This is a genomic window from Pseudomonas sp. PDM32, assembly GCF_019219225.1.
GTDB classification, from domain to species: domain Bacteria; phylum Pseudomonadota; class Gammaproteobacteria; order Pseudomonadales; family Pseudomonadaceae; genus Aquipseudomonas; species Aquipseudomonas laurylsulfatiphila.
This window is the reverse complement of sequence record NZ_JAHUWE010000016.1, coordinates 69,653-90,845: the sequence shown is the minus strand read 5'-3', so window position 1 is coordinate 90,845 and position 21,193 is coordinate 69,653. Positions and strand designations below refer to the sequence as shown.

The 21,193-nt window shown below is 60.7% G+C and carries 21 protein-coding genes; 10 read left to right on the top strand and 11 right to left on the bottom strand.

The window, feature by feature from the left end; translation table 11 throughout:
* Nucleotides 1-4 precede the first annotated feature (4 nt).
* The gene (locus KW846_RS26255) at nt 5-451 is read right to left on the bottom strand and encodes a DUF4879 domain-containing protein (protein WP_218486037.1); all 447 of its coding nucleotides are present in this window, start codon (nt 449-451) and stop codon (nt 5-7) included.
* A gap of 222 nt (nt 452-673) precedes the next feature.
* Between KW846_RS26255 and KW846_RS26250 the strand changes: the two genes are divergently transcribed.
* Complete coding sequence (locus KW846_RS26250) at nt 674-1,969, top strand: NCS2 family permease (RefSeq protein WP_116581837.1); 1,296 nt, start codon at nt 674-676, stop codon at nt 1,967-1,969.
* Nucleotides 1,966-3,045: a tRNA (uridine(54)-C5)-methyltransferase TrmA gene (trmA, locus tag KW846_RS26245; RefSeq protein WP_218486036.1), complete on the top strand. Its 1,080-nt coding sequence runs from the start codon at nt 1,966-1,968 to the stop codon at nt 3,043-3,045. The genes KW846_RS26250 and trmA overlap by 4 nt, the downstream gene beginning before the upstream one ends.
* 56 nt (nt 3,046-3,101) lie before the next feature.
* On the opposite strand, the gene KW846_RS26240 is transcribed toward trmA, so the two are convergent.
* Complete coding sequence (locus KW846_RS26240) at nt 3,102-3,548, bottom strand: DUF2442 domain-containing protein (protein ID WP_116581839.1); 447 nt, start codon at nt 3,546-3,548, stop codon at nt 3,102-3,104.
* Complete coding sequence (locus KW846_RS26235) at nt 3,545-3,973, bottom strand: DUF4160 domain-containing protein (protein WP_116581840.1); 429 nt, start codon at nt 3,971-3,973, stop codon at nt 3,545-3,547. The genes KW846_RS26240 and KW846_RS26235 overlap by 4 nt, the downstream gene beginning before the upstream one ends.
* A 226-nt stretch (nt 3,974-4,199) precedes the next feature.
* On the opposite strand from KW846_RS26235, the gene KW846_RS26230 reads away from it, so the two are divergent.
* From KW846_RS26230 to KW846_RS26220, 3 genes are all read left to right on the top strand, one after another.
* Complete coding sequence (locus tag KW846_RS26230; protein WP_218486035.1) at nt 4,200-5,111, top strand: LysR family transcriptional regulator; 912 nt, start codon at nt 4,200-4,202, stop codon at nt 5,109-5,111.
* 138 nt (nt 5,112-5,249) lie between these two features.
* Entirely contained in the window at nt 5,250-5,690 is a 441-nt protein-coding gene (gene aroQ, locus KW846_RS26225; protein WP_218486034.1) for a type II 3-dehydroquinate dehydratase, read from the top strand.
* A 5-nt stretch (nt 5,691-5,695) separates the two neighbouring features.
* The gene (locus KW846_RS26220; RefSeq protein ID WP_116581887.1) at nt 5,696-6,550 is read left to right on the top strand and encodes a shikimate dehydrogenase; all 855 of its coding nucleotides are present in this window, start codon (nt 5,696-5,698) and stop codon (nt 6,548-6,550) included.
* A 78-nt stretch (nt 6,551-6,628) separates the two neighbouring features.
* On the opposite strand, the gene KW846_RS26215 is transcribed toward KW846_RS26220, so the two are convergent.
* Both KW846_RS26215 and quiC read right to left on the bottom strand, forming a co-directional pair.
* Complete coding sequence (locus tag KW846_RS26215) at nt 6,629-7,306, bottom strand: TetR/AcrR family transcriptional regulator (protein ID WP_218486033.1); 678 nt, start codon at nt 7,304-7,306, stop codon at nt 6,629-6,631.
* Between the two features lie 102 nt (nt 7,307-7,408).
* Entirely contained in the window at nt 7,409-9,310 is a 1,902-nt protein-coding gene (gene quiC / locus KW846_RS26210; RefSeq protein ID WP_218486032.1) for a 3-dehydroshikimate dehydratase QuiC, read from the bottom strand.
* A 365-nt stretch (nt 9,311-9,675) separates the two neighbouring features.
* Here quiC and KW846_RS26205 point away from each other — a divergent pair, with 365 nt between their 5' ends.
* Nucleotides 9,676-11,013: an MFS transporter gene (locus KW846_RS26205; RefSeq protein WP_218486031.1), complete on the top strand. Its 1,338-nt coding sequence runs from the start codon at nt 9,676-9,678 to the stop codon at nt 11,011-11,013.
* A 63-nt stretch (nt 11,014-11,076) separates the two neighbouring features.
* Here KW846_RS26205 and KW846_RS26200 read toward each other — a convergent pair whose 3' ends face one another.
* Both KW846_RS26200 and KW846_RS26195 read right to left on the bottom strand, forming a co-directional pair.
* On the bottom strand, nt 11,077-11,961 hold the full coding sequence (locus tag KW846_RS26200) for a DMT family transporter (protein ID WP_218486030.1): 885 nt from the start codon (nt 11,959-11,961) through the stop codon (nt 11,077-11,079).
* Nucleotides 11,962-12,086: 125 nt separating this feature from the next.
* Entirely contained in the window at nt 12,087-12,863 is a 777-nt protein-coding gene (locus KW846_RS26195) for an IclR family transcriptional regulator (RefSeq protein ID WP_218486029.1), read from the bottom strand.
* Nucleotides 12,864-13,029: 166 nt separating this feature from the next.
* Here KW846_RS26195 and KW846_RS26190 point away from each other — a divergent pair, with 166 nt between their 5' ends.
* Nucleotides 13,030-13,923: a neutral zinc metallopeptidase gene (locus KW846_RS26190; protein WP_007975791.1), complete on the top strand. Its 894-nt coding sequence runs from the start codon at nt 13,030-13,032 to the stop codon at nt 13,921-13,923.
* The gene (locus KW846_RS26185) at nt 13,924-14,883 is read left to right on the top strand and encodes an alpha/beta hydrolase (RefSeq protein ID WP_218486028.1); all 960 of its coding nucleotides are present in this window, start codon (nt 13,924-13,926) and stop codon (nt 14,881-14,883) included.
* Nucleotides 14,884-15,008: 125 nt separating this feature from the next.
* Here the strand turns inward: KW846_RS26185 and KW846_RS26180 are convergent, their stop codons facing one another.
* The 3 genes from KW846_RS26180 to KW846_RS26170 all read right to left on the bottom strand — a co-directional run bounded on the left by KW846_RS26180 (nt 15,009) and on the right by KW846_RS26170 (nt 17,143).
* Complete coding sequence (locus KW846_RS26180; protein ID WP_218486027.1) at nt 15,009-15,602, bottom strand: HAD family hydrolase; 594 nt, start codon at nt 15,600-15,602, stop codon at nt 15,009-15,011.
* Nucleotides 15,599-16,468, bottom strand: a complete 870-nt coding sequence (gene tesB, locus KW846_RS26175; protein ID WP_218486026.1) for an acyl-CoA thioesterase II — start codon at nt 16,466-16,468, stop codon at nt 15,599-15,601. The genes KW846_RS26180 and tesB overlap by 4 nt, the downstream gene beginning before the upstream one ends.
* A 105-nt stretch (nt 16,469-16,573) precedes the next feature.
* A complete protein-coding gene (locus tag KW846_RS26170; RefSeq protein WP_218486025.1) occupies nt 16,574-17,143 on the bottom strand; it encodes a GNAT family N-acetyltransferase in 570 nt (189 codons plus the stop codon).
* Nucleotides 17,144-17,222: 79 nt separating this feature from the next.
* On the opposite strand from KW846_RS26170, the gene KW846_RS26165 reads away from it, so the two are divergent.
* Nucleotides 17,223-18,143 carry a histone deacetylase gene (locus KW846_RS26165; protein ID WP_104451362.1) on the top strand — a complete coding sequence of 307 codons (921 nt, stop codon included), beginning with the start codon at nt 17,223-17,225 and terminating at the stop codon, nt 18,141-18,143.
* Nucleotides 18,144-18,422: 279 nt separating this feature from the next.
* Nucleotides 18,423-19,664, top strand: coding sequence for a TIGR03862 family flavoprotein (locus tag KW846_RS26160; protein WP_218486024.1), 1,242 nt, complete (start codon nt 18,423-18,425; stop codon nt 19,662-19,664).
* A 116-nt stretch (nt 19,665-19,780) separates the two neighbouring features.
* Here the strand turns inward: KW846_RS26160 and KW846_RS26155 are convergent, their stop codons facing one another.
* Complete coding sequence (locus tag KW846_RS26155; RefSeq protein ID WP_007975800.1) at nt 19,781-21,121, bottom strand: DEAD/DEAH box helicase; 1,341 nt, start codon at nt 21,119-21,121, stop codon at nt 19,781-19,783.
* Between the last annotated feature and the right edge of the window lie 72 nt (nt 21,122-21,193).

Here is a 21,193-nt window from a genome sequence, read left to right as displayed (position 1 = left end):
GTGGCTACTGGATGTAAAGCTGCGTCGACATCGTATTGCCGGGCGCATTGATCGAGGTATTGCTGAAGGTCAGAGTGCCTTCCTGTTTGCCAGCCAGATCGAGTGCATACAAATAGCCGACGTTTTTTTCCCCGGGGGTGCAGCTGGTCAGGTTGCCGTTCTTGAACGCGCAGACCGGCGTACGCGTGCCGTTCACCTCAAAACCGTCCAGGGCGACATGGGCCTCACGCCCGTAACCCACTTCCAGCACGTACACCGTGATGTTCGGGCCATTGTGATCGCAGCGCGTCCGGGTTTGCCCTTCGTCGATATTTTCAACGCCACAGGACGGCGAAGCGACTTTGAGCACTTTCAATTGACTCAACGGCGGCGCCGATGCCGCCGTGGCCGTTTGCGCCCCGAGAAGCAACGCCATCAATACGCCGAACACGCTAACCAGACGCCTTTTCATGCAGTACGTTCCACCCCGAAAAACCAGCGCGCAGTATGGCGCACTTGGCTTTGTCGCAAAACATCGACGACGATCACCGCCATAAGCAGCCATATGCCCAAGCTACTGGTATGATGCGCGGCTTTTTCCGGCCCACAGTAATTTCCAGGCGCGTTCTGCTGCCTGTGCTTTGCTGTTGAGGTCGATACATTCACGGCGCCCGGCGCGCCACGGGGAGCAGACATGCTGGAAAGGCTGTTTCAACTCAAGGCACACAACACCAACGTGCGGACCGAGATTCTGGCGGGCGTCACGACCTTTTTGGCCATGGCCTACATTCTGTTCGTCAACCCGAGCATCCTCGGCGAGACCGGCATGGACAAGGGCGCGGTGTTTGTCGCTACTTGCCTGGCCGCTGCCATCGGCTCGACCGTCATGGGCCTGATCGCCAACTACCCGATCGCCCTCGCACCGGGCATGGGCCTGAACGCCTTCTTTACCTACACCGTGGTCCTGCACATGGGCCATACCTGGCAAGTGGCGCTCGGCGCGGTGTTCATCTCGGCAGTGTGTTTCTTCCTGCTGTCGATCTTCCGCATCCGTGAATGGATCATCAACAGCATCCCGTTGCCACTGCGTTCGGCCATTGCTGCCGGTATCGGCCTGTTCCTGGCGCTGATCGCCCTGCACAACGCCGGTATCGTGGTCAGCAACCCGGCGACCATGGTCGGCCTCGGTGACCTGAAACAACCGGCTCCGATCCTCGCCACCCTCGGTTTTGCCCTGATTGTCGCGCTTGAAGCCCTCGCCGTGCGCGGCGCGGTGCTGATCGGCATTCTGGTGGTGACCATCGTTTCGATCGTGATGGGCTTCACCCCGTTCGGCGGCGTGATGTCGATGCCGCCGTCCCTGGCCCCGACCTTCCTGCAACTGGACATCAAGGGCGCACTGGACATCGGTCTGGTCAGCGTGATTTTTGCGTTCCTGTTCGTCGACCTGTTCGACAACTCCGGCACCCTGATCGGCGTTGCCAAGCGCGCCGGTCTGATGGGCAAGGACGGCCACATGCCGAAAATGGGCCGGGCGCTGATCGCCGACAGCACCGCTGCCATGGCCGGTTCCCTGCTGGGCACCTCGACCACCACCAGCTACATCGAATCCGCCGCTGGCGTGAGTGCCGGTGGCCGCACCGGTCTGACCGCCGTCGTGGTCGCGATCCTGTTCCTGCTGGCGCTGTTCTTCTCGCCACTGGCCGCCAGTGTTCCAGCCTTCGCCACCGCGCCGGCCCTGCTGTTCGTCGCCGTGCTGATGACATCCGGCCTGGCCGAAATAGACTGGGACGACATCACCGTTGCAGCGCCTGTGGTGATCACCGCGCTGGCGATGCCGTTCACCTATTCCATCGCCAATGGCATCGCCTTCGGTTTCATTTCCTGGACCGCCATCAAGCTGATGTCCGGTCGTGGCCGTGAGCTGAACCCGGCGCTGGTGATCCTGTCGATTCTGTTCGTGATCAAGCTGGGTTGGTTCAACGCATGACTTTTGATTCCCAGACCTATGCCGTTCAACTCGAAGAAAAGGTCACGCGCTTGCGTGACCTGCTGGCCCCGTTCGATGCACCCGAGCCGGCCGTTTTCGATTCGCCGCTGAAAAACTTCCGCCTGCGCGCCGAGTTCCGCCTGTGGCGCGAGGCCGGCGAGCGGCATTACGCGATGTTTTCCCAGGAAGACAAACGCACGCCGATCCTGATCGAAGAGTTCCCGATCGCCAGCCTGCGCATCAACCAGTTGATGCCGCAGCTCAAGGCAGCGTGGCAAGCCAGTGCGCCTCTGAGCCACAAGCTGTTCCAGGTGGAATTCCTGACCACGCTGGCCGGCGACGCAATGATCACCCTCTGCTATCACCGCCCGCTGGACGAGCACTGGCATGCGGCGGCTTCGAAACTGGCGACGGACCTGAACGTCAGCATCATCGGGCGCTCCAAGGGCAAGCGCGAAGTCATCGGTCACGATTACGTGGTCGAGCGACTGGACGTCGGCGGTCGCACCTTCAGTTACCGCCAACCGGAAGGCGCGTTCACCCAGCCCAACGGTACGGTGAACCAGAAGATGCTCAACTGGGCATACGATGCACTCGGGGATCGCTCCGATGATTTGCTGGAGCTGTATTGCGGCAACGGCAACTTCACCCTGCCGCTCGCCACCCGCGTGCGCAAAGTGCTGGCCACCGAAATCAGCAAGACCTCGGTCAACGCGGCGCTGAGCAATCTCAGCGAAAACGCGGTGGATAATGTCACCCTGGTGCGCTTGTCCGCCGAAGAGCTGACCGAAGCCCTTAACGAAGTGCGTCCGTTCCGCCGCCTGCACGGCATCGACCTCAAGAGCTATGAGTTCGGCAGCGTGTTCGTCGACCCGCCCCGCGCCGGCATGGACCCGGACACCTGCGAGTTGACCCGGCGCTTCGACAACATCCTGTACATCTCCTGCAATCCGGAGACCCTGGCAGCCAACATCGCCCAACTGCACGACACCCACCGCATCAGCCGGTGCGCGATGTTCGACCAGTTCCCGTGGACCCATCACATGGAATCCGGGGTGATGCTGACCCGGCGTTGATGGCATCTGCCAGGCATAAAAAAAAGCCGTCTTCACGACGGCTTTTTTATGGGTACTTACACGACAACATCGACCTTGCGCGGGCGCCCGCCTTTCCTGCCGTTGGCCCGCGCGGCTTCAGACTTTGCGGCGCTGCTCTGGCGACCATTGCGCGAAGCGACGACCGAGGTCGCCATGGCCATCAGCGGCTTGCTCGCAGAAATCATCCCGGCGATGGACACATGCAGGTCCTTGCCTTCGTGGCACAGTGCAGTCCCCGCATAGCCGACAGTCAGGCTGGCGTAGTCCTCCAGCTCAAAATCATCGAACTCCGGATAGTTGGCCACGGGCAACAGTACGCCGCTGCCATCTTCGAAGAGCACTGCCAGACAGGGAGCCAGGTAGGCAACCGCTGTCGCTTGCAGGCTATTTTTCCTACGTAACTCACCAAGTTCGATGGCCTTGTCCAGGCTACTTTCCGTTACGGGATTATCGGCCTGAACCTTGGCTTTTATCGTTTTCATAACTCGATCTCCACACCTTCCTGTGCACCGATCAGGGACAGCAATGTCTTGTTCGATTCAGGTACGTAGCAAGCCGATCCAATCATATTGGTCGTGCTGACAACCCTTTTCACCACAACGACTTCGTTGCTTTGCCAGTCCCAGAGTTGATTATCAAGACAGGCCGTTTGTAGTTTTCGCCACCAGATGCCGCGGGCGCGTCGCAGATGGGCAGGTTGCTTGAGCGATTGGCGCAAACCCTCAAGCATCGCCAATGGTGGCCGACGCGATAGCGGAACGACATCCCAGAGTTCGACACCGTTGTGCCAAAAGCTGAACCTGAATCTTGCACTCCACGTACCCGCTTCCACATGCGCATGAGGCGGACAATGCTCATCTCGCAACATGATCACTACCGACAGTCCCTTGAAACTGCATACCTTCATGCTAACCCATCCGTTAGGTTTTTAAATCCGAGAATCCGACATTCCCTGGAAAATCCGACCGCTGGCCTTGGCAGCCGAATCATTTCTTCTGTCCTCAGGCTAGCGTCCCGGCAATTCCCGGACCTGCGGAACACCACGCGAATTGGTAAGAAATCCTTTCTTTACAGCGCTGTCACCTGATAAATACTGATTCAGCTTCTTCATCTGATCCTTGGTGTAATCAATCATGCAGCGACAATTCGACGATCTTCAGTTGGGCAGCATCGAGCTGTTTTGCCTGGCCGCCGAGGCTGGCAGTTTTACTGCCGCGGCGCTGGTGGCAGGTGTCACGCCCGCTGCCGTGAGCCGATCGGTGTCGCGCATGGAAGAACGCCTGGGCGTGCGCCTGTTCGCGCGCACCACGCGTAGCGTGAAGCTCACTGACAGTGGTCGCCGTTACTACGAAGAATGTCGCCAGGCCCTTGCGCAACTGGTCGAGGCCCAACGCGAGGTCATGGGCCAGCAGCAAGTGCCGTCCGGTACTTTGCGCATCAGTATTCCGACCACCTACGCGCATCATCGAATCCTGCCGCTGCTGCCCGAATTCCGGGCGCGTTATCCCGCGGTGAAAGTCGAGTCGCATATCAGCAATCGCAACATCGATTTCGTCGGCGAAGGCTACGACATGGCGATTCGCGTGCGGGCCATCCCGGATTCCGGCCTGATCGCCCGACCGTTGGAGGATGCCGCCCTGGTGCTGATCGCCAGCCCCGATTACCTGAAACAGGCCGGCATTCCGCAAACCCTCGACGACCTCGAACACCACGAATGCATTCAGTATGAATTGCCCAGCAGCGGCCGGCGCATTGCCTGGTTGTTCAACGATGAAGGCGTGCCCCGGGAGATTCTGGCCGAGGGCAACCTCAGTTGCTCCGATGATGTACTGGGCGGAGTGACGCTGGCCAAACACGGGGCAGGGTTGTTTCAAACCTATCGTTTTATCGTGGAAAAGGAACTGGCCGACGGCTCACTGGTGGAAGTGCTCAAGCCCTATGGCGGGCGCTCGCGCCCCTTCACCCTGCTGTACCCGCAAAGTCGGCATGTACCGCTGCGCTTGAGGGCGTTCATTGATTTTCTGGTGGAACATTTGCCGCGCTGAACACAGAAAGTGTCCGATCATCGCCCACAAACCGCCAGCGTACCTTCTCTTCAATTGACCGGATTAACTAGTTAGTACAATTTATCTCCACAGGCTGAAACCTGGCCGATTCCAACAATAAAAAGTGGAGAGATTCCGATGTCCCCTATCGTTCTGGTGCTCAACGGCCCGAACCTGAACCTGCTCGGCACCCGTGAACCGGCGACTTACGGCCACGAAACCCTGGCAGACATTTCGGCCCTGTGCGGACGCGCCGCCGATGAGTTCGGCCTGGCGGTGGAGTTTCGCCAGACCAACCATGAAGGCGAATTGCTCGACTGGATTCACGCGGCCCGCGGTCGCTGCGCCGGGATCATCATCAATCCCGCCGCATGGACTCACACCTCGGTCGCCATCCGCGACGCCCTGGTCGCCAGCGAGCTGCCAGTCATCGAAGTCCACCTGTCCAACGTGCACGCCCGTGAGCCCTTCCGCCACCACTCGTTCGTATCCGCTATTGCAACGGCGGTGATGGCCGGCTTCGGCAGTCACGGCTATCGCCTGGCGCTGGAACACTTCAGTCATCGTTTGAAGGGGTGATCGCCGTGACTCAGAACAACGTGGTACTGGCCGGGCTGATCGGCGCCGGCATCCAGGCTTCCCGCACACCGGCCTTGCACGAACATGAAGGCGATGCCCAAGGGCTGCGCTACCTCTATCGTCTGATTGACCTTGATCAGTTGAAACTCGACAGCAACGCCCTGCCCGACCTGTTGATGGCTGCCGAGCGCATGAACTTCACCGGCTTGAACATCACCTTTCCCTGCAAGCAGGCAATCATCCCGCTGCTGGACGAACTCTCACCGGAGGCCCGCGGTATCGGTGCGGTCAACACGGTGGTGCTCAAGGATGGCAAACGCATCGGCCATAACACCGATTGCCTGGGCTTTGCCGAAGGCTTCCGACGGGGTCTGAAAGGCGTTGCCGTTGAACGTGTCGTCCAGATGGGCGCCGGCGGCGCAGGGGCGGCGGTGGCCCACGCCCTGTTGAGCGAAGGCGTACAGCAACTGAGCATTTTTGACGTGGACATCCGCCGCGCCCAGGATCTGGCCGACAACCTCAACCAGCATTTCGGTGTCGCTCTGGCGGTGGCCGGGTATGACCTGCCAAGCGCCTTGGCCCAGGCTGACGGCCTGGTGAACACCACGCCGATGGGCATGAAAAAACTGCCGGGCATGCCGGTGCCGGTCGAGTTGCTTCGAGCCGAGTTGTGGGTGGCGGAGATCGTCTACTTCCCACTGGAAACCGAACTGCTGCGCAACGCCCGCGCCCTCGGTTGCCGGACGCTGGACGGCGGCAACATGGCCGTGTTTCAGGCGGTGAAGGCATTCGAGTTGTTCAGCGGCGTGGTGCCGGATGCCCAGAGAATGCTTGAGCATTTCCAGGGCATGAATGACTGAAGATCAACAGATCGCAGCCTTCGGCAGCGCCTACAGATCAATGCGATGACGTAGGAGTTGCCGAAGGCTGCGATCTTTTCAAGCCTGCAAATAACGCAGCACCGACTCGCAAATCATCTCCCGATGACGCTGCTTGATGCGCTCATCCGGCAAGTCGATCTGGAAAATCTCACCCACGGTATGGCGGTTCGAGACGCGATAAAAGCAGAACGAACTGATCAGCAGATGCACATCCAGCGGCACCAGGCCCGCGCGGAATACGCCCTCTTCAACGCCCCGACGCAGGATTACATCGAGGGAATCAAGAACGGTGTTGTTCATCGCCCTGATCGCATCGGAGCGCTTCACGTACTCGGCGTTGTGAATGTTCTCGATGCTGACGATGCGCACGAAATCGACGTTGCGATCGTGGTGATCGAATGTGAACTCAACCATCCGCCGAATCGCTTCCACCGGTGCCAGTTCGGTCAGGTGTAAACGGCTTTCAGTGCTGCGGATATCGCCGTAGAGTTTTTCCAGGACCTCGACGTAGAGCTGCTCCTTACTGCCGAAGTAGTAGTAGATCATGCGCTTGGAGGTGTGGATGCGCTCGGCGATGGCATCGACGCGGGCCCCGGAAAGCCCCTGCTGGACGAATTCGACAATCGCCTCCTGCAGGATGTTTTCGCGGGTCTTTTCCGGGTTGTTCTTGCGACTCTTGCGCGGCTCGGTACCGGGTTCTACGGAGGCTGCGGGGAGTTCTGAAGTCATTGTCATTGCGGGCTCACGGCCATCACTGCACAGGCTGGCGATTATGGGCTGCGCGGCACGGTGAAGGAAGCCGCGCGGCCCACGTTTAATCCCGTGTTTACGAATTTCCTACAACTTGGCCTGACGGGTGGATCCGCTTCGGGATTTGGCCATGGCCGCCAGCCGCACCGCCACGTTGGCCGCGCCGTAGCCGGCATACCCGTTTTTGCGCTGGATGATTTCAAAGAAGAACCGCCCCTCGAACGGCTCCGTATACACGTGAAACAGCTCCCCGCCCTGGGCGTCGCGGTCGTACAACACGTTGTAGTAGGCCAGTTCGCTGAGGAACTCATCGTCGAAATCGAAGCGCGCCGCCAGATCATCGTAGTAGTTGAGCGGGATATCCAGCAGCGGCACGCCCGCCTCTTTTGCACGGCTGACCTGGGCAAAGATGTCATCACAATCAAAGGCGATGTGATGCACTCCGGAGCCGCGATAACTCGACAGCGCGTGTGAGATCGCGGTGTTGCGGTTCTCGGAAATGTTCAGCGGCAGGCGGATCGAACTGTCGCGGCTACGCAAGGCACGGCTCTTCACCAGACCATAAGGATCCGGCAGCACCACTTCATCGTCCGCCTCGAAATCCAGCAGGCTCTTGTAGAACAGCACCCAACTGTCGAGGCTGTCGGCCGGCAGCGCCATGGCCATGTGGTCAATGCGCTTGAGGCCTCCGCTGACCGGCGCTTGCGGGTACAGATTGAAGTCCGTGCCATAAACATCGGCGTGCTGATCCACCAGGTAGATCAGGCTGCCATCCGGTGCACGCACCGCCGCCAGCTCCAGTTCGTTGGGACCGACCAGTCCGCGATAGGGCTGGCCCTTGTAGGCCACGGCACGAGCCAGTGCACTGGCGCTGTCCTTGACACGCACCGCCGTAGCGCACAGCGAAGGGCCGTGGGCTTCGAAAAAGCTGTGGCCGAATGAGTAAGGCTCCGAGTTCAGGATCAGGTTGATATCGCCCTGGCGCAGCAGGCTGACGCTCTTGGAGCGATGTTGCCCGGCCTTGACGAAACCCAGTCGCTCCAGCCAATGGGAGAGCTTGGCGCCGAGGCTTTCATCCACGGCGAATTCGAGAAACTCGATGCCGTTGTACTCGCTGGCCTTGGGTGTTTCGAACAGAATCTCAGGGCTGGCCATTGGCTTGGCTTCCTGCGTCAGACGCTCGCGGGTTTTCTCTTCCAGGTACAACAACGAGCGCAAGCCGTCGGCGGCATTGGCCCGTGGCGGCGCGGCGCGGAAGCCGTCGTTGAAGATCTCCAGCGACAATGGCCCGGTGTAGCCGCTCTGGATGATCGGCGCGAGGAACCCCGGCAAGTCGAACTCACCCTGACCCGGGAAGCATCGAAAATGCCGGCTCCACTCCAGCACGTCCATGGCCAGGATTGGCGCGTCGGCCATTTGCACGAAGAAGATCTTGTCGCCGGGAATCTCGGCGATAGCGCTCGGATCGCCTTTGAGCGACAGGGTGTGAAAGCTGTCCAGCAACACGCCGAGGCTTGGATGATCGGCCTGACGCACGATGTTCCACACCTGTTGATACGTGTTCACGTGCCTGCCCCAGGCCAGCGCTTCGTAACCGATGCGTAGACCACGGGCCCCGGCATGTTCAGCCAGCAGGCGCAAATCGTCGACCAGAATCTGTTCATCACCGATGGAGTCGACCGAGGCGTTGCTGCACACCAGCACCAGGTCGGTGCCCAGTTCCTGCATCAGGTCGAATTTACGCTCGGCGCGTTCCAGGTTGCGCGACAGCCGATCACGCCGGCAGCCTTCGAAATCACGGAAAGGTTGAAACAGGGTGATGGCGATCCCGAGATCGGCGCACATCTGTTTGATTTCCCGTGGGCTGCCGTCGTAGTAGAGAAGGTCGTTCTCGAAGATTTCCACACCGTCGAACCCGGCGGCGGCAATGGCTTCGAGTTTTTCCGGCAGGGTACCGCTCAAGGATACGGTGGCAATGGAACGCTGCATAATTCGACTCCCGGTAATGGGGACCATCTTGTTAGGGGGCATCGCACGCCCGATCCCTGTAGGAGCTGCCGAAGGCTGCGATCTTTTGATCTTGAAAAAGCAAAATCAAAAGATCGCAGCCTTCGGCAGCTCCTACAGGGGGTAGCGTTTGTCCTGGGTAAATTATTGGCCTGGCGATCCCGCACAGCAATTCAAAGTGTACTATCCGGTTAGTTTTGTGTTCGATTATCGAACAAAATGGTGGTTGGCGAATTGACGATTTTTTGTCCACTGCCCAACATCGACCCCACATTGAGTCCGGACTCGCAGCACCGGCCGCGATGTCCAAAACACCAAATAACAAATTCAAAAAACGGGTGGTACATATGCTTCCTTCCCAAAGCTCACGCATGGCTCCGGCCATGAGCGTCACTGCCGGTGGTATCGGCGACAAGATCCGCGGCGCCATGGCGGTCGGTAAAACCCGTTGGGGCATGCTGGCGCTGGTGTTTTTCGCCACGACCCTGAACTACATCGACCGCGCCGCACTGGGTGTGATGCAGCCCATCCTGGCCAAGGAAATGAGCTGGACGGCGATGGATTACGCCAACATCAACTTCTGGTTCCAGGTCGGTTACGCCATCGGCTTCGTGCTGCAAGGCCGCTTGATCGACCGGGTCGGCGTCAAGCGCGTGTTTTTCTGCGCCGTGTTGCTCTGGAGCCTGGCGACCGGCGCCCATGGCCTGGCCACTTCGGCGGCCGGCTTCATGGTCTGCCGTTTCATCCTCGGCCTGACCGAAGCCGCCAACTACCCGGCCTGCGTGAAAACCACCCGCCTGTGGTTCCCGGCCGGCGAGCGCGCCGTGGCCACCGGGATATTCAATGCCGGGACCAACGTCGGTGCGATGTTCACCCCGATGTTGCTGCCACTGATCCTCCACGCATGGGGCTGGCAGGCCGCGTTCCTGTGCATGTCGGCACTGGGCGGGATCTGGCTGGTGTGCTGGGCCTTGAAGTACTTCAACCCGGAAGAGCATCCAAGCGTCAAACAATCGGAACTGGACTACATCCAGAACGAAGTCGAACCGGAACAAACCCGCGTGCCGTTCTCGAAGATCCTGCGCATGCGCGGCACCTGGGCCTTCGCCCTCGCCTATTCGATGACCGCGCCGGTGTTCTGGTTCTACCTGTACTGGCTGCCGCCGTTCCTCAATCAGCAATACAACCTGGGCATCAACGTCACCCAGATGGGCATTCCGCTGATCATCATCTACCTCACCGCCGACTTCGGCAGCGTTGGCGGCGGCATCCTCTCCTCGTTCCTGATCGGTCGCGGCGTCAACCCGATCAAGGCGCGGCTGATGTCGATGCTGCTGTTCGCCTGCTGCATCATCGGCGTGGTCATGGCGGCCGGCTCCAGCAATCTGTGGGTCGCCGTAGCCGCCATCTCCCTGGCCATCGGCGCGCACCAGGCCTGGACTGCAAACATCTGGAGCCTGGTGATGGACTACACGCCCAAGCACATGATGAGCACGGTATTCGGCTTCGGCGGTATGTGTGCCGCGATTGGCGGGATGTTCATGACCCAGTTGGTCGGCCATATCCTGACCGTCACCAACAACAACTACACCGTGCTGTTCACACTGATTCCGGCGATGTACTTCATTGCGCTGACCTGGATGTACTTCATGGCACCGCGCAAGATTCCGAAAGTAGAAGACTGATGTTCCCTCGGCGCAGGCCCGATCTCGGGTCTGCGCTTTTTTTTGCCTGCGTTTTACCGCAGCTTAGCGGCGGCTTTGCTGCCAGGCCGCTGCCAACCCGCTGCAGCAGATCACGGCAATGCCGAGCATGGTGGTCAGTGTCGGCGTGTGGGAAAACAGCAGCCAGCCCAGCAGGCCGGCGAAGATGATCTGGCAATAGCTGAACGGCGCCAGCAGCGCCGGTGCGGCGAGTCGGAACGCCTGGGTCAGGAACAGGTGCGCCGTCATCCCGCAGGCCCCCAGCGCCAGCATCATTGCGCCATGCACCAGGGTCGGTGTCTGCCAAAAGAACGGCACCAGCGCGCTCATCACCAGCGTGTTGCACAGGCCCGCGAAAAAGTTGCTGGTGGTCGGGCTGTCGATCTCGCTGAGCTTGCGCGTCAGCAGTTGATAGAAGCAGAAAAACAGCGCCGAGCAGAACGGTAGCAATACTGCCGGGGTAAACAGATCTCCCCCCGGGTGAACGATGATCAGCACCCCGATAAAACCGCAGATCACCGCCAGCCATTGCCCCCGCGTCACACGCTCGCCAAGCAGCGGCACCGACAGCGCGGTCACCAACACCGGCGCCAGGAAGTTGACCGACGTGGCCTCCGCCAACGGGATGTACATCAGCCCCGTGGTGAAAAACAGACTGGTGCCCAGCAGGCACAATGCCCGGATCAATTGCAGAAATGGCCGCTTGGTACGCAGCACTCGCAGCCCGGACTGCGGCAGGAAAATCCCGGCCATCAACAAGGTGTGAACCACGTAACGCGCCCAGACCACCATGACAATGGGATAGAAACCGGAGAGGTATTTGGAAAAGGCGTCGTGGCTGGAAAACAGGAAAGTCGCGACAACGATCAGCAGGATCCCTTTGAAGGGCTGATTGACGCCGGAAAGCGGGGTACTGCTGGGCGACGTCAAGACAAAGTCCTTTTATGGGTTGAGGCGAGACATGAATAATTTAGAACCTGGTTCCATTTTATGAAATCTACGACTCAAGAAAGTGGGCGAATACCGCACACTGTTTATTCAAGCAGACTTCAGGTTCAACTGAACAACTCTGATGCCTGGCTCGCCAGTGAAAGCTCATCGGCATATTCCAACAAGGTCGGCGCCAATTCATGCAATCGCGCGCCGGGCATTCGCGCACTTGGCCCGGCAATACTGAGCACGCCGATGACCCGGCCATCCAGTGGATGACGCACCACGGAGGCAATCGCCGAGGTGCCCACCGCCGAACTTTCCTCGACCCAGGCATAACCCTGCTCCCGCGCCAGACGCAAGCGCTCCAGCAGTTCAATATTCGAACGCGGTGCATTAGGCCCGACGTCTTGAGGCAACTCGGTCCCTTGCCGCTCGACCAGCAACAGCGCCTCGGCATCGCTCATGCACGCCAGCCACGCGTGCCCGGAAGCCGTGTAGAACAAAGGCGCATCGCGCCCCATGTCCGGGTCGTAGCGCAGACCGGAACGGGCCCCCTGGGACTTGGCGATCCACACCTGGCGCTCCCCCTGGATCACCCCCAGACGCACCAGCTCACCGGTTTCCCCGGCCAGACGATCGAGCACCGGCTGGATGATATCCGCGCCGCTGCCGGACAAGTATCGAAAGCCCATGGCTACCAACTTGGTCGACAGGTGATAGCGCAGGTTGTCCGGATTCTGCCGCACGTACCCCAGGCGAATCAGTTCAGCGAGCAAACGATGAGTCGCGCTTTTAGGGATTCCCAGTTGCTCGGCCAACGTCTGCATCGGCAAACCCTGCGGTTCACCGGTCAGGCTTTCCAGCACGCTGAAGACACGTTCGATCTGACTGCCAGCCATGGTATGTCCCAAACAAAATTTGGCTGATTCTAGAAGAGAAGCCCCACGAAGCAAAATGTGGAACCAGTCGCTCAACCGGCAGTCTGACGACCGGACTGGCGCGGCTCCCACTTGGCAGCAACACTCATCGCACGGCTCGTGACCCGGAACAGAAGAGGATTCGCACATGCTATGGAAAAAAGGCCGACGCAGCGACAACGTGGTCGATGCCCGTGGTGATGATGTCGGCAGTGGCGGCGGCGGGATGCGCTTCGGCGGGGGCAAGGGCCTGAGCCTGACGGCGATCCTGCTGATCGTCGGCATCGGCTGGATCACCGGCCAGGATCCGCTGCAAATCCTCGGACAACTGACCGGGCAAATGGGCCAGCAATCGGCACCCGCCACTAACCAGAGCCGCAAGGCACCACCGGCCAATGACGAAGGCGCGGAGTTCGTGCGCTCGATCCTCGGCGACACTGAAGACACCTGGGGCGCGATATTCCAGCAGGCCGGCCGTCAATACAAAGAGCCGACCCTGGTGCTGTTCAGCAACCGCGTGAATTCGGCCTGCGGTCTGGCCACCTCGGCCACCGGGCCGTTCTATTGCCCGGCGGACCAGAAGGTCTACCTGGACATGGCGTTTTTCCAGGAAATGTCCCAACGTTTTTCCGCCGCGGGCGACTTCGCCCAGGCCTACGTCATCGCTCACGAAGTCGGACACCATGTGCAGACCCTGCTTGGAGTGTCCGCAAAAATCCAGGCAGCCCGCCAACAAGGCCGGCAGATGGAAGGCGACGGCGGTTTGCTGGTTCGTCAGGAACTGCAGGCCGATTGCCTGGCCGGTGTCTGGGCCAACAATGCGCAGAAACGCCTGAACTGGCTGGAACCGGGCGACATCGAAGAAGCACTGAACGCAGCGAACGCCATCGGTGACGATCGCTTGCAGCAACAGGGTCAGGGCCGCGTGGTCCCGGACTCGTTCACCCACGGTACGTCGGCGCAACGGGTGCGCTGGTTCAAAACCGGTTTCGCCCAAGGCCAGGTAAGCCAGTGCGATACCTTTGCGACGAAAAATCTGTAAATGAAGAAGTGGTTGTTGGTTGTTCTGTTTACTTGCGCAACGTCCCAGGCCGCCGAGCATGAGGTCAAGGAGCTCAGTCCCGGACGCCTGCTGTTGAAATCAGGTGAAATCGCGGTGGGCATCAGCCCCGCCCCGGCAAAAATAGAACGGGTGCTGATCATCCTCCACGGTCGCTTGCGCAACGCGCAAACCTATCTGCAGAGCGGTGAGCACTCGGCCGAACTGGCCGGGCAAAGCGCAACGACCCTGGTGATCGCCCCGCAATTCCTTAATGAAACCGATGTTGCGGCTCATCCGGTGGCCGACACGGTATTGCGCTGGCAAGGCAATGAATGGATGTCCGGGGGCGAATCCACGGCACCGTTTCGGCTGAGTTCCTATGCGGCGCTCGACGAAATCATCGCTCGCTTGGGTGACCGCCAGCAGTTTCCGGATGTGAAGCAAATCGTCATCGCCGGGCACTCCGGTGGCGCGCAGGTGGTTCAGCGCTATGCAGTGCTCGGTCATGATCAGCCAGCCCTCGAGTCAGCCGGCGTACAGGTTCGATACGTGATTGCCAACCCGTCGTCCTACGCCTATTTCGATGAGCGCCGGCCCGTGGCGTTCAGCCACGCCGGTTGCCCGCAATTCAATCGCTGGAAGTATGGGCTAGCGGATTTGCCCGCCTACGCCGAAGGACAAACGCCCGCACAACTGCAGGAAAAGTACCTTAAGCGTGACATCGTTTACCTACTGGGCCAGCAGGACACAGACCCGAATCATCCGGCGCTGGACAAGAGCTGCGAGGCCATGGCGCAAGGGCCGTACCGATTGGCGCGCGGGCGTTTTTACTTTGATTATCTGAAGCGGCTGCAACCGCAAGGGTTGAAGCAGCAACTGATTGAAGTACCCGGAGTCGGGCACAGCGGGGACGGGATGTTTACCTCGCCGGAGGGGCAGAAGGCATTGTTTGGGGAATGACTCTTGTAGTGCCTGGGCCTGCCTCTTCGCGAGCAAGCCCGCTCCCACACTGGATCTGTGTCGTTCACTAATCCCTTGTGGGAGCGGGCTTGCTCGCGAAGGCGTCAGATCAGCCAACCATTTCCTCAAGCCGACAGCATCTGCCGCAACTCGACACAATCCGCCGCATGCCAATCGGTCAATTCCGGCCACGGGTTATCCGGCAGGTTCACCAGCACCGTGCGCGCCCCCGCCGCCCGTCCGCAATCCAGATCAAAGCGGTAATCACCGACCATCACCATCTCGCTTGCCGGCACCCTCCACGCTTCGGCCAGTTTCAGCAGCCCGCCCGGATGCGGCTTCGGCGGTGCTTCATCACGCCCCAGCACGTCCTCGACCGCAAAGCAGTCGGCCAGGCCAATGGCCTCCAGCGTGACATGCGCCAGCTCCCGGGCATTGCGCGTGAGAATGCCCAGGCGATAACCGCGCCCGGCCAGCTCGCGCACCAACTCCACCGCGCCCGGCGCCGGTTTCGAACCGAGGGCCAGGTCCCGTTCGTGTTCCAGCAGCCACGCATGCTTGGCAGCGGCTTCATCGGCCGGCAGTGCGGCGAGGTGGGTCAGGATGTCGGCTTCGGCAGGAATCGCCAAGGCTACGCGAATCGCCGCAAAGTCGTGCACGGCCACGGTCAGGGTGCCGTCCATGTCGAACACCCAGTGACGCACGTCAGCCAGGCTCACGCCCAATCCTTGCGGTGACGGATCAAGCCTTCCTGGGTGACCGAGGCCACCAGTTGTCCGGCGCGGTTGAACACACTGCCTCGGGAGAATCCGCGCGAGTTGCCGGCCCACGGGCTGTCCATCGCGTAGAGCAGCCAGTCATCGGCACGCAGATTCTGGTGGAACCACAGTGCGTGATCGAGGCTGGCGACTTGCATGTCCTTGTGCCAGACCGACTTGCCGTGGGGCTGCATCGAAGTGACCAGCAAGCCGAAGTCCGATGCATAGGCGAGCAGGTATTTATGCAGCGCCGGCGAATCGGCCAAGGCCCCGTCGGCGCGGAACCAGACGTACTTGACCGGATCGCACGGCAGCGGGTTGTAGGGATCTTTTTCAGTCACCGGGCGGAATTCGATCGGCTTGGGGCACAACAGCTTTTCGCGCATTTTCTCGGGAATCAGGTGCGCGCGCTGCTGGGTGATTTCCAGCTCAGAAGGCAGATTTTCCGGGCCAACCACAACCGGCATTTTGCTCTGGTGCTCAAAGCCTTCCTCGTCGTACTGGAATGACGCACTGCACGTGAAGATCGGGTGACCCTTCTGGATCGCCGTCACCCGGCGCGTGCTGAAACTGCCGCCGTCACGCACCCGGTCAACCTGATACACCACCGGCAAACCGGCATCACCCGGACGCAGGAAATAGCCGTGCATCGAATGCACATGGCGCGCCTCTTCTACCGTCTGACTCGCCGCCGACAGCGACTGGCCGAGTACCTGGCCACCGAACAGCTGACGAAAACCCAGGTCCTGGCTACGGCCGCGGAACAGGTTTTCTTCGATCGGTTCCAGGGTCAGCAAGTCGACCAGATCTTCCAACACTTGGCTCATTCAGACTCTCCTCACGCAAAACATTGCCGCGCAGTCTTGGCTGCAACGGTCGATTCAGTTTCCGGCCCGGGCCAGCATGGGGCCATTGTAAACGTCCGTGCCAGCTTATCCATGCAAGGTTTTCAGCCATTGTTCGCGGCTGATGCGATACAGAACGTGCCGACGCAACGGATGATCGGCCTCGAGTCGCGGGTGATCGAAGTCATCCGCCGGGTCATGGTGCATGCCGATGGCCTGCATGACTTTCTCTGACGGCAGGTTGGTTTGCGTCGTGAAGGCCACCACCTCTTTCAGCGGCAAGCGGTCGAACCCGCAGCGCAGAGCGGTCCACGCCGCTTCACTGGCGTAACCTAGGCCCCAGTGCTCGCGGGCCAGGCGCCAGCCGATTTCCGTCGCGGGAGTGAATGGCGCGTCGAATCCGACCACATTGAGCCCGGTAAACCCGATGAACTGGCCAGAGTCCTTTCGCTGCAAGGCCCAGAGCCCATAACCATGCTCGGCGAAATGACCACGGATTCGCCCGATCAATGACGCACTTTCCAGGCGGCTCAAGGTGCCTGGAAAATAGCGCATCACCTGCGGATCGGCACACATCGCCGCAAAGTCTGCCAAATCTTCATCGCGCCACTGGCGCAACAGCAGCCGAGCGCTTTCAAGCTCCAGTATTGGCTCCATCGTGCCCCGCCCCTCCATTACAATGTCGCCAGTCTACAACGCTGGTAGGATCCTTCTCTCATTCCTACATGAAATGACCATGCCACTGCCGCTGATTTATCACGAAGACTACAGTCCCGAATTTCCGGCGGATCACCGCTTCCCCATGGACAAGTTCCGCCTGCTGCGCGATCACCTGGTGGACAGCGGCCTGACCCGCGACGCCGACCTGCTGCGCCCGGATCTGTGTCCGGCGGACATTCTCGCCCTCGCCCATGACCCTTCGTATATCGAACGCTACATGAGTGGCGAATTGTCCCGCGAAGACCAGCGCCGCCTCGGCCTGCCCTGGAGCGAAGCCCTGGCCCGGCGCACGGTGCGCGCAGTCGGCGGCTCGCTGCTGGCGGCCGAGCAGGCGCTGGAGCATGGCCTGGCCTGTCACCTCGCGGGCGGCACCCACCATGCGCATTACGACTACCCGGCCGGGTTCTGCATCTTCAATGACCTGGCGGTGATCAGCCACTACCTGCTGGAAAGTGGTCGGGTGAACCGGGTGCTGATCTTCGATTGCGACGTGCATCAAGGCGACGGGACCGCACGAATCCTGCACCACACTCCGGAAGCGGTAACTGTTTCCCTGCACTGCGAAAAGAACTTTCCCGCGCGCAAAGCCGAAAGTGACTGGGACATTCCGCTGCCCAACGGTATGGGCGATGCCGACTACCTGAAGGTGGTGGACGATGCGCTCAACTACCTGCTGCCGCTCTACCAACCGGATCTGGTGCTGTATGACGCCGGGGTCGATGTGCATAAGGACGACGCCCTGGGTTATCTGAAGCTGACAGACGAAGGCGTCGCCGCCCGCGATGAAAGCGTGATGCGCCATTGCCTGGGCCGCGACATCCCTGTAGTCGGGGTGATCGGCGGCGGCTACAGCAAGGACCGCCAGGCCCTGGCCCGGCGCCACGGCATCCTCCATCACAGCGCGCAGCGCGTCTGGCAGTCATCAGGCTGTCACTGAGTTGTGGATGCTTTACCCACAATGCCTGTGGAGCTGCCTGTGGATAACCTGAGTGAAAGGGCCTGCAGCCCACACGGTGTAAAGGCTACAGAGCGGTGGTTGTTTTTTAACCAGCACTGGCAAACACCACCGAACCCTGTGGGAGCGGGCTTGCCCGCGAAGGCGGTGCATCAGATTCATGGATTTCGACTGACACTCCGCTTTCGCGAGCAGCCCGCTCCCACAGGGATTCTGGCTGGTAGAATGCCCGGCTTATCCCGCCAGACCGCAGTGCATCCCATGACTCAACCTTCACCAGCCCTCCTCCCTCACGTCGCCATCATCGGCGGCGGTCCTGCCGGTTTGATGGCCGCTGAAGTGCTGAGCCAGGCCGGAATCAAGGTCGACCTGTACGACGGCATGCCTTCGGTTGGACGAAAATTCCTCCTGGCCGGTGTCGGCGGCATGAACATCACTCACTCCGAAGCCTACCCGGCGTTTCTCTCGCGCTACGCCGAACGCGCCCCGCAAATCGCCCCACTGTTGCGCGGCTTCGGTGCCGATGCGTTGTGCCAGTGGATTCACAACCTGGGCATCGAAACCTTTATCGGCAGCTCCGGCCGGGTGTTCCCCACCGACATGAAAGCCGCTCCGCTTCTGCGCGCCTGGCTCAAGCGCCTCCGCGACACCGGCGTAGTTATCCACACCCGCCACCGCTGGCTCGGCTGGAACGAGCATGGCGGTTTGCGCATCGACAGCCCGGAAGGCGAAAAAACCGTTCAGGCCGATGCCACCCTGCTCGCCCTCGGTGGTGGCAGTTGGTCGCGCCTGGGCTCGGACGGTGCATGGATGCTGCCACTGGAGCAGCACGGCGTAGGACTGGCGCCGTTGCAACCGAGCAATTGCGGCTTCGAGGTGCAGGCCTGGAGCGAATTGATGGTCAGTAAATTCGCCGGCGCGCCGCTGAAAAATATCGCCATCGGTCTCAATGATGATGTGCCCCGGCTCGGCGAATGTGTGATCACTGCCACCGGGATCGAGGGCAGTTTGATCTACGCCCTGTCGGCACCGATCCGCGATGCAATCAACCAGCAAGGTTCGGCAACGATTCATCTGGACCTACTGCCGGGCCGGCCTGTGGATAAAGTTCTGGCGGCGTTGAGCAAACCACGAGGTTCACGCTCGATGGCCAAGCATCTGCACAGTCAGTTGGGCATCGATGGGGTAAAAGCGGCGCTGTTGCGTGAACTGACCAGCGCCGATTGCTTTGCCGATATGGCCTTGCTGGCCAAGGCGATCAAGGCATTGCCACTGACACTGGTGAAAACCCGTCCGCTGGACGAGGCCATCAGCAGCGCGGGCGGTGTGTTGTTCGAGGCGATGGATGAGCGCTTGATGCTCAAGCAAATGCCTGGCGTGTTTTGCGCCGGGGAAATGCTTGATTGGGAAGCGCCGACGGGCGGTTATCTGCTGACCGCGTGTTTTGCCAGTGGGCGAGCGGCGGGGTTGGGGATGGTGGAGTGGTTGCGGCGCGAGGGCTGAAGACCGAGGCGCGCCCTTCGCGAGCAAGCCCGCTCCCACAGGGGATTTGTGCATGACACAAATCCCCTGTGGGAGCGGGCTTGCTCGCGAAGGCGGCTTAATTAACGCTGCGTATCTTAAGGCTTGCGCTTACGCGGCCCGGTATTGAAAACCGGCACCTTGCGCACTGGCTTGATCGAAGGCTCCGCCGGCGCAACCTCTCCGCTATCCACCCACTTGCCAAGATTGCGCTTACCACCGCCACCGCCGGAAGCCTTGGGCTTCTTCGGTTTCTTCGGCTTCTTGATCACCTGACCGCTGGCATCGGTGTCCGGTACGCGGTGCTCCGGCTCGAAGTCCGGCTCGTTCTGCCGCTTCAAGGTCTGGCGGGTCAGCATCTCGATGGCCGACAGCAAATTCACTTCGTCGGCGCACACCAGGGAAATCGCCTCGCCGGTCGAGCCCGCACGGCCGGTACGACCGATGCGGTGGATGTAGTCCTCGGCGACGATTGGCAGGTCGAAGTTGACCACCAGCGGCAAGTCTTCGATGTCCAGGCCACGGGCGGCCACGTCGGTGGCGACCAGAATTTGCACTTCACTCGCCTTGAAACGGTCCAGTGCGCGCTGGCGAGTCGCCTGGGGCTTGTCGCCGTGGATGCCGTCGGCGTTGATGCCCAGGCCCTGAAGTTTTTCCACCAGCGCGTCCACACCATTGCGGGTCTTGGCGAACACCAGTACCTGCTTCCACTTGCCCTTGCGCATCAGGTGCACGAACAGTTCCGGCTTGCGCTTCTTGTCCACCGTCACGATCCATTGCTTGACCGTATTGGCCGCCACGTTGCGCGGGCTGACTTCGATGCTCAGCGGGTCGTTGAGCATCTGCCCGGCCAGCAGGCGGATGTCATCGGAGAAGGTCGCGGAGAACAGCAGCGTCTGGCGTTTCTTCGGCAGCGCGCGGTAAATGTTCGCCAGCTCCTCGGAAAAGCCCAGGTCGAGCATGCGGTCGGCTTCATCCAGCACCAGGGTTTGCAGCTGGTTGAACTTCAATGCGTTCTGGCGGAACAGGTCGAGCAAGCGGCCCGGGGTTGCCACCAGCAGGTCGACACCGCTGCGCAGCTTCATCATTTGCGGGTTAATGCTGACGCCGCCGTACACCGCGTAAGTACGCAGCGGCAGATTTTCGGCGTACTGGCGCACGGCCTCGTGAACTTGCTCGGCCAGTTCGCGGGTCGGTACCAGGATCAGCGCGCGGACCGAGTTGGCGGTGACTTTCGGCCCTTCCATGGCCAGCAGTTGCAACAGCGGCAGGGCGAAACCGGCAGTCTTGCCGGTGCCGGTCTGGGCGGCGGCCATCAGGTCGCGACCGGCCAGCACCGCCGGAATAGCTTGCGCCTGAACCGGCGTCGGAGTCTGGTAGCCGAGCGTCTCAAGGGAGCGCAGCAAGGGTTCGATCAGGCCAAGGGTGGCGAAAGTCATGGGAGTACCGTAGGAAAATTCTGCGCGGGTTGTTCAAACAAGTGTGCAAAACAAGATGCAATGCCGCGCAGT

Excerpts from the sequence above, each read along its gene's own strand:
- KW846_RS26255 (WP_218486037.1), bottom strand. The coding sequence starts at position 451 with ATGAAAAGGCGTCTGGTTAGCGTGTTCGGCGTATTGATGGCGTTGCTT.
- KW846_RS26250 (WP_116581837.1), top strand. The coding sequence starts at position 674 with ATGCTGGAAAGGCTGTTTCAACTCAAGGCACACAACACCAACGTGCGG.
- trmA (WP_218486036.1), top strand. The coding sequence starts at position 1,966 with ATGACTTTTGATTCCCAGACCTATGCCGTTCAACTCGAAGAAAAGGTC.
- KW846_RS26240 (WP_116581839.1), bottom strand. The coding sequence starts at position 3,548 with ATGAAAACGATAAAAGCCAAGGTTCAGGCCGATAATCCCGTAACGGAA.
- KW846_RS26235 (WP_116581840.1), bottom strand. The coding sequence starts at position 3,973 with ATGAAGGTATGCAGTTTCAAGGGACTGTCGGTAGTGATCATGTTGCGA.
- KW846_RS26230 (WP_218486035.1), top strand. The coding sequence starts at position 4,200 with ATGCAGCGACAATTCGACGATCTTCAGTTGGGCAGCATCGAGCTGTTT.
- aroQ (WP_218486034.1), top strand. The coding sequence starts at position 5,250 with ATGTCCCCTATCGTTCTGGTGCTCAACGGCCCGAACCTGAACCTGCTC.
- KW846_RS26215 (WP_218486033.1), bottom strand. The coding sequence starts at position 7,306 with ATGACAATGACTTCAGAACTCCCCGCAGCCTCCGTAGAACCCGGTACC.
- quiC (WP_218486032.1), bottom strand. The coding sequence starts at position 9,310 with ATGCAGCGTTCCATTGCCACCGTATCCTTGAGCGGTACCCTGCCGGAA.
- KW846_RS26205 (WP_218486031.1), top strand. The coding sequence starts at position 9,676 with ATGCTTCCTTCCCAAAGCTCACGCATGGCTCCGGCCATGAGCGTCACT.
- KW846_RS26195 (WP_218486029.1), bottom strand. The coding sequence starts at position 12,863 with ATGGCTGGCAGTCAGATCGAACGTGTCTTCAGCGTGCTGGAAAGCCTG.
- KW846_RS26190 (WP_007975791.1), top strand. The coding sequence starts at position 13,030 with ATGCTATGGAAAAAAGGCCGACGCAGCGACAACGTGGTCGATGCCCGT.
- KW846_RS26185 (WP_218486028.1), top strand. The coding sequence starts at position 13,924 with ATGAAGAAGTGGTTGTTGGTTGTTCTGTTTACTTGCGCAACGTCCCAG.
- tesB (WP_218486026.1), bottom strand. The coding sequence starts at position 16,468 with ATGAGCCAAGTGTTGGAAGATCTGGTCGACTTGCTGACCCTGGAACCG.
- KW846_RS26170 (WP_218486025.1), bottom strand. The coding sequence starts at position 17,143 with ATGGAGCCAATACTGGAGCTTGAAAGCGCTCGGCTGCTGTTGCGCCAG.
- KW846_RS26165 (WP_104451362.1), top strand. The coding sequence starts at position 17,223 with ATGCCACTGCCGCTGATTTATCACGAAGACTACAGTCCCGAATTTCCG.
- KW846_RS26160 (WP_218486024.1), top strand. The coding sequence starts at position 18,423 with ATGACTCAACCTTCACCAGCCCTCCTCCCTCACGTCGCCATCATCGGC.
- KW846_RS26155 (WP_007975800.1), bottom strand. The coding sequence starts at position 21,121 with ATGACTTTCGCCACCCTTGGCCTGATCGAACCCTTGCTGCGCTCCCTT.